Annotated in this window: 11 protein-coding genes; 8 read left to right on the top strand and 3 right to left on the bottom strand. The window is 58.6% G+C overall.

All coding sequences use genetic code 11. The features are described 5' to 3' along the window. The first annotated feature begins 317 nt into the window (after positions 1-317). The 3 genes from hemA (at position 318) to ispG (ending at position 4,069) form a co-directional block, all read left to right on the top strand. The gene (hemA, locus tag AC2FLP_RS02430) at positions 318-1,541 is read left to right on the top strand and encodes a 5-aminolevulinate synthase (protein WP_299893951.1); all 1,224 of its coding nucleotides are present in this window, start codon (positions 318-320) and stop codon (positions 1,539-1,541) included. Positions 1,542-1,670: 129 nt separating this feature from the next. Then, a complete protein-coding gene (locus tag AC2FLP_RS02435) occupies positions 1,671-2,876 on the top strand; it encodes a helix-turn-helix domain-containing protein (RefSeq protein WP_496680966.1) in 1,206 nt (401 codons plus the stop codon). A 71-nt stretch (positions 2,877-2,947) separates the two neighbouring features. After that, entirely contained in the window at positions 2,948-4,069 is a 1,122-nt protein-coding gene (gene ispG / locus AC2FLP_RS02440; RefSeq protein ID WP_171723081.1) for a flavodoxin-dependent (E)-4-hydroxy-3-methylbut-2-enyl-diphosphate synthase, read from the top strand. An 18-nt stretch (positions 4,070-4,087) separates the two neighbouring features. Here ispG and AC2FLP_RS02445 read toward each other — a convergent pair whose 3' ends face one another. Genes AC2FLP_RS02445 through AC2FLP_RS02455 form a run of 3 tightly spaced genes read right to left on the bottom strand, consistent with a single transcriptional unit; the run spans position 4,088 to position 7,320 of the window. Beyond that, positions 4,088-5,158 carry an agmatine deiminase family protein gene (locus AC2FLP_RS02445; protein WP_496680964.1) on the bottom strand — a complete coding sequence of 357 codons (1,071 nt, stop codon included), beginning with the start codon at positions 5,156-5,158 and terminating at the stop codon, positions 4,088-4,090. 24 nt (positions 5,159-5,182) lie between these two features. Next, positions 5,183-5,941 carry a DsbA family protein gene (locus AC2FLP_RS02450; RefSeq protein WP_496680962.1) on the bottom strand — a complete coding sequence of 253 codons (759 nt, stop codon included), beginning with the start codon at positions 5,939-5,941 and terminating at the stop codon, positions 5,183-5,185. Further along, entirely contained in the window at positions 5,938-7,320 is a 1,383-nt protein-coding gene (locus tag AC2FLP_RS02455; RefSeq protein WP_496680960.1) for a M48 family metalloprotease, read from the bottom strand. Before AC2FLP_RS02455 ends, AC2FLP_RS02450 begins: the two co-directional genes overlap by 4 nt. Here AC2FLP_RS02455 and AC2FLP_RS02460 point away from each other — a divergent pair. From AC2FLP_RS02460 to prfB, 5 genes are all read left to right on the top strand, one after another. Further along, positions 7,319-8,482 carry a pyridoxal phosphate-dependent aminotransferase gene (locus AC2FLP_RS02460; RefSeq protein WP_496680958.1) on the top strand — a complete coding sequence of 388 codons (1,164 nt, stop codon included), beginning with the start codon at positions 7,319-7,321 and terminating at the stop codon, positions 8,480-8,482. The two genes, AC2FLP_RS02455 and AC2FLP_RS02460, sit on opposite strands and share 2 nt — an antisense overlap. Before the next feature lie 66 nt (positions 8,483-8,548). After that, on the top strand, positions 8,549-9,769 hold the full coding sequence (locus tag AC2FLP_RS02465) for an N-acetylmuramoyl-L-alanine amidase (RefSeq protein ID WP_117868660.1): 1,221 nt from the start codon (positions 8,549-8,551) through the stop codon (positions 9,767-9,769). A 94-nt stretch (positions 9,770-9,863) separates the two neighbouring features. Next, positions 9,864-12,353 (top strand): penicillin-binding protein 1A, encoded by a 2,490-nt coding sequence (locus AC2FLP_RS02470; RefSeq protein ID WP_496680955.1) that lies wholly within the window; start codon positions 9,864-9,866, stop codon positions 12,351-12,353. A 15-nt stretch (positions 12,354-12,368) separates the two neighbouring features. Beyond that, a complete protein-coding gene (locus AC2FLP_RS02475) occupies positions 12,369-12,761 on the top strand; it encodes a RidA family protein (RefSeq protein ID WP_299893938.1) in 393 nt (130 codons plus the stop codon). Between the two features lie 94 nt (positions 12,762-12,855). Continuing rightward, entirely contained in the window at positions 12,856-13,983 is a 1,128-nt protein-coding gene (gene prfB / locus AC2FLP_RS02480; RefSeq protein WP_117868663.1) for a peptide chain release factor 2, read from the top strand.

Raw genomic sequence — 13,983 nt, forward strand, 5'->3', positions numbered from 1 at the left:
CTCCTGCTTGTCTGTGTTCGGGCGAACCCTAGCAGCGTTGACAGCGCCGTCCAGAGCGGTTGATCTGAATTCTGCATGCAAGACAGAACCGCGAATGACGCGGCGCGGCTGCGTCGTTTCCACGCGTCCGATGGCCGGAACTATACTTGCCGTGAGGATTGCAAGCTTATATTTGATGCAAATCAAAGTTGGGTTCACCTGTTCGGCTGTAACCAGCTGAATAAAGGAACACAAAGCTGCGGAAACAGGTTAAGCTGTGAGATGTGGCAGACTAATTGCCCAAGGGAAACCGGAAACGGGCATTCAAGGAGGGTCCGTTGGACTATACTGCTCAGCTCGATTCAGCGATTGCCAGGCTGCATGAAGAAGGACGTTACCGGACCTTTATCGATATCGAACGTCGCAACGGACATTTCCCCCACGCGGTGCGCACACGCTCGGACGGGTCGCAGCAGAACATCACCGTGTGGTGCGGCAATGACTATCTGGGCATGGGCCAGCACCCCGTTGTACTGAATGCCATGCACGAGGCGATCGATGCGGCTGGTGCGGGCTCGGGCGGCACGCGAAATATCTCGGGCACCACGGTTTATCACAAAAAGCTCGAGGCCGAACTGGCCGATCTGCATGGCAAGGAAGCCGCGCTGTTGTTTACCAGCGCGTATATTGCCAATGACGCCACCCTCAGCACGCTGCCCAAGCTGTTCCCGGGGCTGATCATCTATTCTGACGCGCTGAACCATGCTTCAATGATTGAAGGGGTGCGCCGAAACGGGGGCGCCAAGCGCATTTTCCGTCATAACGACGTGGCGCATCTGCGCGAATTGCTTGAGGCGGACGATCCTGCCGCGCCCAAGCTGATCGCCTTCGAGTCGGTCTATTCCATGGATGGCGATTTTGGGCCAATCGAAGAAATTTGCGATTTGGCCGATGAATTCGGCGCGCTGACCTATATCGACGAAGTGCACGCCGTGGGCATGTATGGCCCGCGCGGTGGCGGCGTGACCGAGCGGGATCGCCTGGCGCATAGGATCGACATCATCAATGGCACTCTGGCCAAGGCCTATGGCGTCATGGGGGGCTATATCGCGGCCAGTGCCAAGATGTGCGATGCCGTGCGGTCTTATGCACCGGGCTTTATCTTTACGACATCGTTGCCGCCTGCTGTTGCCGCGGGGGCTGCTGCATCCGTTGCTTACCTGAAAACCGCGTCTGAGTTGCGCGAGCAACACCAGACCCAGGCGAAGATCCTCAAGCTGCGGCTGAAGGGGATGGGCCTGCCGCTGATCGATCACGGCAGCCACATCGTGCCCGTGATCGTCGGCAACCCTGTGCACACCAAAAAGCTCAGCGACATGTTGCTGGACGATTATGGCATCTACGTGCAACCGATCAATTTCCCAACCGTCCCGCGCGGAACCGAGCGCCTGCGTTTTACCCCGTCTCCGGTGCATGGACCTGACGAAATGAACCGTCTGGTGCAGGCGATGGACGAACTTTGGTCACATTGTGCGCTAAATCGCGCCGAACTTGCCGGATAACCTAACGCCAAAGTGTGCAACGAGTTTGCCGCGTGTTAAGCTTACGTTAACAAAACGAGTAGACGAATCATTGTGGGGATGATTCGCCACTTACGCGAAATACGCGACAGGCAGAATGGGGCAGCAGGGATGATTGGGCGCAGATCTCAGCGCGATTCCGAAGAGGACTTAGATGTCAGACCAAAAGGGTTTGATGACTATGAGATTCGCCTAGGCGACAAGATGCGCGGTGAACGCGCTACGATGGGCAAATCCCTTCTGGATGTTCAGCGCGAGTTGCGGATCAAAGCCAACTATATCGCTGCAATTGAAAACGCCGACCCCGATGCGTTTGATACACCCGGCTTTATCGCCGGGTATGTGCGTTCCTACGCACGCTATCTGGGCATGAACCCCGATGAGACCTTTGCGTCTTTCTGCCAGGAAAGCGGATTCGAGGTCGCGCATGGCATGTCCGCCGAAGCCTCGGTGGTGCGGAAGCCTTCAGGTGCTCTGCCCGCACGCGGCCCAATGGGGCGTGACCCGTTCATCTCTCCCAACACGCCTTTTATTCCGGGCAAGGAGCCTCTGGTCAGCCAGATCGAACCCCGTGCCATTGGTTCGTCACTGGTATTGCTGGCGGTGATTGGTGGCATCGGCTATGGCGGCTGGGCTGTTCTGAACAGAATTCAGCAAGTACAGGTCAGCCCGGTTGAACAAGCTCCGGTGGTTTTGTCTGATCTGGATCCGCTGGATGCGGCGCGCAGCAACGCGTCAGATGATGCTGCACAGGTGGCAAGTGCCGAAGCATTGGACCGTCTCTATCGTCCGCAGGCACTGGATGTTCCGGTGCTGGTTGCGCGGGATGCTCCGATCTCTACGCTTGATCCGCGCGAGGTTGGAACTTTCCGCCCGCCCGAATTGCCGCAGTTCGAAGTGGCCGAACTGCACACAGTTGAAAAACCTGCCCTGCCGCAAGTGGTCGAACAGATCGACACCACGCTCAAGATCGTGGCTGTTGATCCGGCATGGATGCGCGTGACAGCTGCGGATGGAAGCGTCATTTTCGAAGGCACACTGGGTACCGTTGAGCAGGGCAGTGTGTTCGAAGTGCCCCTGACCGAAGAACCGCCGTCATTGCGTGCCGGCGCATCCGGATCAGTTTATTTTTCGATGAACGGTAAGCACTACGGCCCGGCGGGTGCTCCGGGCACCGTCGCCAAGGGTGTCGTTCTGTCGAAAGACGCCGTGTCCGAGGCCTATGCCGTCGCCGATCTTGAGGCGGAACAGAACAGCGCGCTCAAGCAACTGGTGGCGGAACTGCAAACCGAGGCGATAGAAACGCCCGCCGAGTGATCTAGCCATTGCGGTAACTCGGTTGCCGAACTATCTACAGTCGCAACTCAGGCAGACGCGGATCCGTCCTTATGTCCCTCAATCACGTACGCCCCTGGCGCGACATCTACCGTCGTAAATCCCGTCAAATTATGGTCGGTAACGTCCCCGTTGGTGGCGATGCGCCTATTGCCGTTCAGACCATGACCAACACGCTGACGACCGATGTGGCGGCGACCGTGGCGCAGGTGCAGGCGGCGGCTGAGGCCGGTGCAGATATCGTGCGTGTCTCGGTTCCTGATGAGGCGTCGTCCAAAGCGCTGAAAGAGATTGTCCGGGAAAGCCCCGTGCCCATCGTGGCAGACATTCATTTCCACTATCGGCGCGGCATCGAAGCCGCCGAAGCGGGCGCCGCATGTTTGCGCATCAATCCCGGCAACATCGGTGACGAAACCCGCGTGAAAGAAGTCATCCAGGCTGCGCGCGACCACAACTGTTCAATCCGGATCGGCGTGAATGCAGGAAGTCTGGAAAAGCACCTGCTTGAGAAATATGGCGAGCCGTGCCCCGAGGCGATGGTCGAGAGCGGGCTGGAACATATCCGCATCCTTCAGGACAATGATTTTCACGAGTTCAAGATCAGCGTAAAAGCCAGCGACGTGTTTCTGTCCGCCGCGGCCTATCAAGGTATTGCCGAGGCGACGGATGCCCCCATCCATCTGGGCATTACCGAAGCGGGGGGGCTGGTCAGCGGTACGATCAAATCCGCAATCGGCCTTGGCAACCTGCTGTGGATGGGGATCGGCGACACGATCCGCGTCAGCCTGTCTGCTGATCCGGTGGAAGAGGTGAAGGTTGGGTTTGAAATCCTCAAATCTCTTGGCCTGCGCCATCGGGGCGTCAATATCATCTCATGCCCGTCCTGCGCGCGACAGGGTTTTGATGTCATCAAAACCGTCGAGGCGCTGGAACATCGCCTTGAACACATCAAGACGCCGATGTCCCTTTCGATCATCGGCTGCGTGGTCAATGGCCCGGGCGAAGCGCTGATGACCGATGTTGGTTTCACCGGCGGCGGGGCAGGGTCCGGCATGGTCTATCTGGCCGGTAAGGCCAGCCACAAGATGTCCAACGATCAGATGATCGATCACATCGTGGAAGAGGTGGAGAAAAAGGCGGCTGAACTGGACGCGGCGGCTGAAGCGGCTGAGTAGTCGGGTTCCTCGCTACATCTAAAAAACCGGCATCTGTTGCGTGGCGCAATGGATGCCGCCGCCAAGTTCTCCCAGCACATCAACGTTAAGTGTTACGACGTCACGTCCAGGATAGTGTCTTGCAAGCGTTTCTAACGCGATCTGGTCTGTTTCCGCGTCTCCGAACCGGGCCGCAATCACGCCGCCGTTGCAGACGTAGTAATTGGCGTAAGAGGCGACGAAGTCCGGGTTCTTGACGCGGCGATAATGTGGTTCGGGTATCACGTCCATGTCCATGCCCGCTGCAACCAGACGATCATGGGTGTCCAACGCGGCCATGTGGAAAGGATCATGATTGTCCGGTCTATCCGGCAAGTTAATGATGCCCCGACCGGGGCCGGTAAAGCGGGCGAGACTGTCTATATGATAATCGGTGATATCTTCGCCCCAGACACCTTCGGACCAGATCATGCGCTTGGCCCCATAGGCTGCCAACAACCGTGCTTCGATCTCGTCGCGAGTGAGGCCGGGATTGCGGTTGTCATTCACCCACGAGCTTTCATGCGCCATAAGTGCCCCATGCCCATCCTGTTCGACACCACCTGCTTCGCCGATCAGTCCGGTCGGCTGCAGGGGCAGTCCCAGCCTTTCGGCCACTCTGTCGGCAATTCTCGCATCATGTGCGTGAACCTGCTTTCGCCCCCAACCATTGAACTGGATCTGTTTGACCGCAAGCTCGCCACGGTTGTTGATCGCGAACACCGGGCCTGCGTCCCGGCACCACAGATCTTCGGTCGGGACATCCCAAATCTCGATCGCCGCAGAAAGCTGTTTGCTGATATCTGCGTGGTATTCTGATCCGGCAAGCATTATGACGGGCTCAAAAGCAGAGATCGTGTTTGCGATTTCGGCAATGGTCCTCTGCACCATCTTCAGAAAAACGGGGTCGGGATGGACAGTGCGGCTGACCGGCCATTGCATGAAAGTACGATCATGCCGGGCTTCTTCGGCCGGGACGTAGAAGCCAGTCGCGGGCTGCGCAATAGACTGGCCAGAGAAACATGTGATGCCCAACGCTCCTCCGGCCATAAGAAATCCTCGCCGCTTCATGGCAGGCCGTCGACCAACCCTGCCTTAGCCGCGTTCGGCACGTATACCGTCAACGATCTGCTGCATCTGATCGGATGGCAAGAAGCCACGCAACATTTCGGTGCCCAGAACAAACGAAGGCGTGCCCGAGATCTGCATCCTCTGGGCCAGAGCGCGGGTGCGGGTGATCTCATCCGTGACGCGATCGCTGTCCATCGCCGCTATGATCTCGTCGCTGTTCAGCCCCAACCCGTCGGAGATGCGGCGCAGGGAAACTTCGCTTGGCTCGCCGGTGAATTCCAACAGGGCATCATGAACCTGCTTGTACGCATCATCGCCCGCCACGTGTTTGGTGGCCACAGCAAAGCGTGAGGATAGCACGGACGCATCACCCAGAATTGGTAATTCCTTGATCACAAGGCGAATATTGCCGTCTTCGGCCAGCAGACTGGCCACTTCGGGAACGGCACGGCGGCAATAGCCACACCGGTAGTCCATGAACTCGACCAGAGTGATGTCGCCATCCGGGTTGCCGCCAACCCAGCTAAAACCGTCATTGAACAGCTCATCCGCATTGGCGGCGACCAGCTCTTTATCCGCAGCGGCTTCGGCGACGGCATTGCGCTGTTCCAGAATGTTGATCGCTTCTACGATCACTTCGGGATTTTCCAGCAGGTATTCACGCACCTGAGCGCCAAATTCTGTTTTCTCGGCATCGCTCATCGCGTTCAGGTCCAGCGCCTGCGCCGAGGTTGCCGCCATGGAAAGCCCCAGAAGGGCGGGTGCAGCATGTCTGAGGATCATTTCCGTTTCCTTTTGTCTTTGTTGAGTCGTTCCGACGCAATCAACACGTCTTGCGCCCTTTGCCAACCCGGTGAGCCTTCGGGCAGTCGCGCCACGGCGCGTTTCGCGTGGATTCCGGCATCTTCCAGCCGCCCTTGCAGCGCATACCGTTCCGCCGTCACGGTCGACGCCATACCATCATTACCAACCTGAGCATAGGCAACACCAAGATCCTGCAACAATCTGGCGTTCCGGTAATCCCGGGCGCGGGCTTTTTCCAGCACGCTCAGGGCTTGTTTGGTTTGACCCTGCGCCAGCAACGCCCGCCCGTATCCAGCCAGGATCAGCGCATCGTTTGGAGCCATTTCAACAGCGTTTCCGTACGCTTCAATAGCCGCGCCTATTTGCCTGTTTTCCAAAAGAATTTGCCCCTTCAGATCATAGTAGTACGGGTCGCTTGGGCGCAGCACCAGGGCCTCGTCGATCGCATTGCGCGCGCGACCCAAATCACGGTTCTGATGATGGGCCGAAGCCTCTCGCATCAGGCGGATGTCCTGGGCGGTTTCCTCTTTGGCGCGCCGTAACGTCCAACTGGGTGAGCGCAAAAAGGCCGACAGCTTGCCTTTGACGCGGGCAAACCAGTAATCGGCATTGGCATTCTGAACTGCCTTGTCGCCAAACTCGTCCAGAAAGGCTTCGGCGGCGCGCAAACGTTCACGGCTGGTAGGGTGCGACCGCATATACGGGTCCTGGTTGGCGACGCTCAGCAATTCCTGACCTGCGAATTTCCTGTGCAGCTCCACCATGCCGCTGGGAGAAATTTGAGCCCATCGCAGATAGCTTGCGGCGCTTCGGTCAGCCGAAGCTTCTTCGGCGCGGGTATGACCCAGAAAGCTGCGGATTGCAGCGCCCTGGGTGCCAGCGGCAATACCAATGGCGGCTTCACCCCCGCCTGCCGCGGCCGCAAGCAGCGCCAAAGCTGTGCCAAGGCCAGCATTGCGCCGCGCGGCCTTCAGGTTTTCGGCGCGGCGGGCCAGATGGCCATTCGCGATATGCGCAGCCTCATGCGCGATCACCGCTTGCAGCATTTCGGGGCTTTCAACCGTTAGAATCAGCCCGTAATTCACATAGATCGCGTTGTAGTCGATGACGAATGCGTTGAACGTGTTGTCATTGACCACCAGGATTTGAACCCGGTTGGTGTTCAGACCTGCGGCACGCAGCACTGGAAACGCCAACTCGCGCAGCCCATGCTCGATATCGGGGTCGCGGATCAGGCTTTGCCCATGAGATTGCGTTGCCGCCGTCAGCCAGACGACAACCGACAGTATCAGAGCCGGGATTGACGTCAGCCGGGATACGCGTTCAAAAGCCATGGCTGCAACATGGGAGATGGGCATGAGAAACTCAACCCGGTCCGAGGTCGATCCCTTCATCGTGATGGACGTGATGGAGGCCGCGCGCCGTGCGGAAGAAGCGGGCCGCCATGTGATTCACATGGAAGTTGGACAGCCCGGAACCGGCGCACCCAAGGGCGCGACCGAAGCGCTGGCGAGGGCGATGGACCAAAGCCCGTTGGGTTATACGGTGTCCCTGGGGTTGCCTGCGCTGCGAAAGCGTATCGCGCGGCTTTATGGGGATTGGTACGATGTGGACCTGAACCCCGAGCGCGTGATCATCACGCCTGGATCGTCCGGCGGGTTTCTGCTGGCCTTCACTGCTTTGTTCGACAGCGGGGATCGGGTTGGAATCGGTGCGCCGGGATATCCGTCGTATCGCCAGATTCTCAGTGCACTTGGATTGGTACCGGTCGATTTGCCGACCGCGCCCGAGAACCGTCTGCAACCCGTTGCAGCGGATATTCAGGGAATGGGCCTGAAGGGTCTGATGGTGGCATCTCCGGCGAATCCTACCGGCACGATGCTTGATCACGCCGCCATGGGGTCGCTGATCGAAGCCGCACATGGGCAGGGGGCGTCTTTCATCAGCGACGAAATCTATCACGGTCTGGAATATGAAGCCAAGGCCGTGACAGCGCTGGAACTGACGGATGAGTGCTATGTGATCAACTCGTTCTCCAAGTACTTCTCGATGACCGGTTGGCGCGTGGGGTGGATGGTCGTGCCCGAGGATCAGGTGCGCGTGGTCGAGCGGATATCTCAGAACTTGTTCATCTGTGCGCCGCATGCCAGTCAGGTCGCGGCACTGGCCGCAATGGACTGCGAGGATGAGCTGCAGGCCAATCTGGACGTGTACCGCCGAAATCGCGCCCTGATGCTGGAAGGACTGCCCAAGGCCGGCTTCACGAAAATCGCGCCGCCGGACGGGGCGTTTTACGTCTATGCCGACGTGTCTGATCTGACCGATGACAGCCGCGCATTTGCGGCCGAGATTCTGGACAAGGCCGGTGTCGCGGTCACGCCGGGTCTGGATTTCGATCCGCAACGCGGCCATACGACGCTGCGGTTTTCCTATGCGCGTTCAACGGTCGACATTCAGGACGGGCTGGAACGGTTGCGCGTGTTCATGACCGAGCGGAAGGTGATCGGGGAACCTGCCTGAGCCGTTCACAAATCACCCCTTGTGGTATAGGCTGCCGGACAAACGATCTCGGGAAAACTTGAGGCCATGAGCAGGATCATCTTTTGCATCGCCCTGATCTGGGCGCTGTGCGGCAGTGCCGTCGCGCAGGACTTCAGTGCGCTGGCACGCATTCATCCGGACAAAAGCCGTATCACGGATGTAGGGCGAACCGGCGTCAGGGTGGATATCGGCCTCAGTCAGGGGGTGCCGTACCGGATATTCACCCTTCAGGATCCGTATCGGATGGTTCTGGACTTCAACGAAGTGGACTGGACCGGGCTGAACCGAACGGATTTCCTGCAATCCGAACGTGTCAGTGGCGTGCAATTCGGGGCCTATGTTCCGGGTTGGTCGCGGCTGGTATTGGAACTGGGCGCGCCAATGGCCGTGGACACTGCCGAGCTGTCGGTTGCCGAGGATTCGGGGGCTGCGCTGCTGTCCCTCAACCTCAAGGGCACGGATTTTGACACGTTCAACGCAACCGCGGGTGCGCCGCGCAATCCGGGTTGGGACTTGCCGGAACCGGCAGACCTGCCGCAGGTACCTTCGCGCTCTGCGGACCGACCACTGCGCGTGATGCTCGATCCCGGGCACGGTGGTATCGATCCGGGCGCCGAGATAGACGGGGTTGATGAGAAAACTCTGATGCTGACTTTTGCGCGTGAATTGCGCGAAGTTCTATTGCGATCAGGTGGTTATGAAGTGGTCCTGACCCGCGTTGACGACCAGTTCGTCTCGTTGGAGCGGCGGATCACCTTGGCGCACCGGGCCGGCGCGGATCTGTTCATTTCGCTGCACGCGGATTCCCTGTCCGAAGGCCAGGCGCATGGCGCGGCGGTGTACACCCTGTCTGCGGATGCATCAGACGTGGCCAGTTCAAAACTCGCCGAACGACATGATCGTGGGGATTTGATTTCAGGTATCGATCTAAATGGCGCCGACGATCAGGTGGCCGATGTTCTGCTGGATCTTGCGCGCCAGGAAACGGTGCCGCGGACAAAGCTGTTGGCCGGCGCGATCGCCAACGGAATGGCCCAGCAGGGCGGGCCGATGAATCGCAAACCGTTGCGGACCGCGTCGTTCTCGGTGCTCAAGGCGGCAGATATCCCGTCTGTTTTGATCGAGCTTGGGTTCCTTTCCAGCCCCAGAGACCGGGAAAACCTAAGAGATTCGGAATGGCGGGCCAAAATGGCGCTGGGGATTTTTCAGGGGCTCGAAGACTGGCGTCAGCAGGATGTGATCCGCAAATCCCTGATTGGCCAGTGACCTTACGACGCAAAACGGCTAGAATACGCTTGGTGTTTTGACCCTTGGGCGGTGCAACACTATATAGGCACCACCGCGAGAAAAAGGCAGTAACGTGATCCGGTTCATTCTTTCGATTTTTGGGGCGATCTTCAGCATCGTCACCTTGGGTATTTTCATGGTCGCACTGGTAATTGGTGCGGTGTTCTGGATGTATGGCCGTGACCTTCCCAGCCACGAATCTCTGGCCCAGTACAAGCCCCCGACTATCAGCCGTATCTATTCGGGCGAAGGGCAACTGATCGACGAATTCGCGCAGGAACGCCGCCTGTTCACACCGTCCGAGGAAATCCCTGATCTGGTGAAACAGGCGTTTATTTCGGCGGAAGACAAGAATTTCTACACTCATCAGGGGTATGATCCGCGCGGCATTATTGCAGCAGGCGTTGAAGCAGTCCGCACCAAAGGTGGCACCGTGCGGGGAGCGTCAACCATTACCCAGCAGGTGATGAAGAACTTCCTGTTGTCGGGCGACCGCCGGGCAGAACGAAAGATCAAGGAAATCATCCTCGCCACCCGGCTTGAGGATACCCTGGACAAAGAGCAGATCCTTGAGCTTTACATGAACGAGATCTTTCTGGGTCAGAACTCGTACGGCGTGACGGCCGCAGCGCAGACCTATTTCAACAAGACCTTGCAGGAACTGGCCCCGCATGAGGCGGCGATGTTGGCTGCGATGCCCAAGGCACCGTCGGATTATCACCCGGTTCGGCAAAAGGAACGCCTGCTGGCCCGCAGAAACTATGTGCTGCGGGAGATGTACCAGAACGGTTACATTGATCAGGCGACCTATGAGTCAGAGGTCGACATGCCGTTGCGCTCGGTCCAGAACGGTGATTTCGAAAGCTTCCGCACCGCTTTGCCGCCGCGCGATTACTTCACCGATGAAATCCGTCGACAACTGAGCGAAGACTTTGGTGAAGGTGAATTCTTTACCGGGGGGTTCACGGTTCGTGCGTCGGTGGACGAGCAAATGCAGGTCGAGGCCGCAAAGGCCCTGCGCACGGCGTTGCAGAAATATGACCGGTCTCGCGGGAAATGGCGCGGCACCGGCGAAGTGATTCCGGAAGAAAAACTGGCAGATGAGGCGCAGTGGCGCGAGGCGCTGTCGATCCTGGAAATCCCGCGCGATGTGGTGCTGCCGACCCGCTGGTATCCTGCCGTGGTTCTGAATGTTTCGGATCAACAGCTTACCGTCGGGATCGAAAACGGACCTGCAGATGGCATCATTCCGCGGTCCGATATCAAGTGGATGCAGGGTGATTTTGCTGCGAACTTCAAGCGCGGGGATGTGATCCTTGTTGTCGAGGGCGAAGAGGGGCAGTGGTCTGCCCGTCAGGTGCCCGAAGTTCAGGGCGGCTTTGTGGCGATGGATGTGAACTCGGGCCGCGTTCTGGCGATGCAGGGCGGGTTCTCGTATCAGGACACCGTGTTCAACCGCGCCACGCAGGCGCAGCGCCAGCCGGGGTCCAGCTTCAAGCCCTTTGTCTATGCTGCCGCACTTGACAGCGGATACAGCCCCGCAACCATCGTTGTGGACGCGCCGATCGAGGTAAACACGCCGCAGGGCTTGTGGCGGCCCAAGAACTCGTCGAACAAGTTCTACGGGCCGACGCCCTTGCGTACCGGGATCGAGCAGTCGCGGAACCTGATGACCATCCGTCTGGCACAAGAAGTCACCATGCCGGTGGTTGCAGGTTACGCCGAACGCTTTGGCGTCTATGACCGGATGGGGGCGTTTCTTGCGAACTCGCTGGGGTCCGAAGAGACGACGCTGTACAAAATGGTCGCGGCTTATGCGATGTTCGCGAACGGCGGTGAGCGGGTTGAACCCACTCTGGTAGACCGTATTCAGGACCGGTTCGGCAAGACCATCTATCGTCACGATGACCGTCAGTGTCTGAATTGTAACTCGACCTGGCTGGAGCCCGACGAGGCCCCGACTCTTGTTACAGATCGCGCGCAGGTCATGGATGCCATCACCGCCTATCAGCTGACGTCGATGATGAAAGGCGTAGTTGATCGCGGGACGGCATCGCGCGTTGTGAACCTGCCGGTGCCGACAGCGGGCAAGACCGGAACCACCAACGAATCCAAGGATGCGTGGTTTATCGGGTTTACCTCGAACATCGTTGCGGGCTGTTACATCGGCTATGACCGTCCGCGCCCGATGGGTCGGGGGGCCTATGGCGGTACACTGTGTGGCCCGGTGTTCCAGAGCTTCATGGAAAAAGCTGTTGAGAAATACGGCGGCGGTCCGTTTAAGGTTCCGGAAGGTGGTCATTTCATAAAGATCGACCGTTTCAGCGGTGCCCGTCTGCCGGACGACGCCAGCGGCGACTATGTCGTGGCCGAATTCTTCCGCGACGGCGTCGATGGGTTTATCGACCGTGTCTATGACGGTGGTTTTGCAATTGGTTCCGACCTGCCTTTGTTCGAGGAAGTGCAGCGCGCAGGCGTTCAGATTCAGACGTCAACGGGTGAAACCATCACGGTCGGGCCCAAGGCAACGCAAGGGGATCTGAGTACCGGTGGTCTTTACTGACAGGGACTGATCAAGTTGGGTAAGACACCCCTGATTCCGCAAATTTTGCTGGGTAAGCCTGGGCAGCTAAGCATCTCCCCGGGTGTCATCTCGGGCGGGCACGTGTTTCTCACCGGTATGACGGGGAGCGCGGCAGACGGTTCAATGCCGTATGATCCGGAACTACAGTTCCGGAACGCCTTTTCCAAGATTGCCGAGGTGTTAAAGGAAGCGAACCAAGGTTTGGATTCTGTGGTCGAGATGACGACCTACCATATTGAAATGCGAAAACATTTCGATCTGTTTGACCGTGTGCGCCTTGAGGTTCTGCCTGCGCCTTACCCGGCTTGGACCGCAGTTGAAGTTGCGGGACTTCGACGGGAGGGTGCCTTGGTTGAAATTCGGGCGATCGCACATCTTTCCGAGTGAGTCACGAGAGTCGCTCCATCCTTCCAGCCTGTCTTGTGGTGTCTCGCACCTCTTGCTATCACGCAGGCCTGATTGAGCAAGTTGGGACAAGACCATGCGCGCCGAAACCCAGAACATCATAGCGGAAATCGAAAAGTCGCTGGAGCTGCTGGCGCAGCGCATGGACTATGAGACCGCGCCGCATCGCCTTGAGGAATTCAATGCGCGTGTCGAAGATCCCAACCTGTGGGACGATCCCGAAAAGGCGCAGAAACTGATGCGCGAGCGGCAGATGCTGGTCGACGCGATCGAGACCTATGAGTCCATCAAAACCGATCTCAGCGACAATATCGAACTGATTGAGCTGGGCGAAATGGAAGAGGACGAAGAGGTCGTCCAGGACGCCGAGGCCGCGATCAAGGCGCTGCGTGGCAAAGCCGCAAAGAAAGAGCTTGAGGCACTGTTGGACGGCGAGGCCGACAGCAACGACACCTTCCTCGAGATCAACTCGGGCGCGGGCGGAACTGAAAGCTGCGACTGGGCCTCGATGCTGGCGCGGATGTATGTGCGCTGGGCCGAAAAAAAAGGGTATACGGTCGAGCTTCAATCCGAAACCCCGGGCGAAGAGGCAGGGATCAAATCTGCTGCGTACAAGATTTCCGGCCACAACGCTTATGGCTGGCTGAAATCCGAAAGCGGCGTACACCGGCTGGTGCGGATTTCACCTTTTGACTCCGCGGCCAAGCGGCACACCTCCTTCTGTTCGGTCTGGGTTTATCCGGTGGTGGACGACAATATCGAGATCGAGGTGAACCCTGCGGACATCCGCATCGACACCTACCGGTCATCGGGGGCGGGCGGTCAGCACGTGAACACCACGGACTCGGCTGTTCGGATCACGCACATTCCGACCGGGATTGTTGTGACCTCATCCGAGAAGTCGCAGCACCAGAACCGCGATATCGCCATGAAGGCTCTGAAATCGCGCTTGTATCAACTGGAACTGGACCGCCGGAACGCCGACATCAACGCAGCACACGAAGCCAAGGGGGATGCGGGCTGGGGCAACCAGATCCGGTCATATGTCTTGCAGCCGTACCAGATGGTCAAAGACCTGCGGACCAATTATGAGACCTCGGACACCAAAGGTGTGTTGGACGGCGATCTGGACGGGTTCATGGCGGCCACACTGGCCCTGAACGTTGCAGGCAAGAGCCGCTCCGAGGCGCAGGGCGACAGTTAG

Source organism: Ruegeria sp. CDSA141 (assembly GCF_059612005.1).

Bases quoted from the DNA above. Each gene is read 5' to 3' on its own strand.
- AC2FLP_RS02455 (WP_496680960.1), bottom strand. From the start codon at position 7,320: ATGCCCATCTCCCATGTTGCAGCCATGGCTTTTGAACGCGTATCCCGG.
- AC2FLP_RS02445 (WP_496680964.1), bottom strand. From the start codon at position 5,158: ATGAAGCGGCGAGGATTTCTTATGGCCGGAGGAGCGTTGGGCATCACA.
- AC2FLP_RS02465 (WP_117868660.1), top strand. From the start codon at position 8,549: ATGAGCAGGATCATCTTTTGCATCGCCCTGATCTGGGCGCTGTGCGGC.
- AC2FLP_RS02450 (WP_496680962.1), bottom strand. From the start codon at position 5,941: ATGATCCTCAGACATGCTGCACCCGCCCTTCTGGGGCTTTCCATGGCG.
- AC2FLP_RS02435 (WP_496680966.1), top strand. From the start codon at position 1,671: ATGATTGGGCGCAGATCTCAGCGCGATTCCGAAGAGGACTTAGATGTC.
- AC2FLP_RS02460 (WP_496680958.1), top strand. From the start codon at position 7,319: ATGAGAAACTCAACCCGGTCCGAGGTCGATCCCTTCATCGTGATGGAC.
- prfB (WP_117868663.1), top strand. From the start codon at position 12,856: ATGCGCGCCGAAACCCAGAACATCATAGCGGAAATCGAAAAGTCGCTG.
- ispG (WP_171723081.1), top strand. From the start codon at position 2,948: ATGTCCCTCAATCACGTACGCCCCTGGCGCGACATCTACCGTCGTAAA.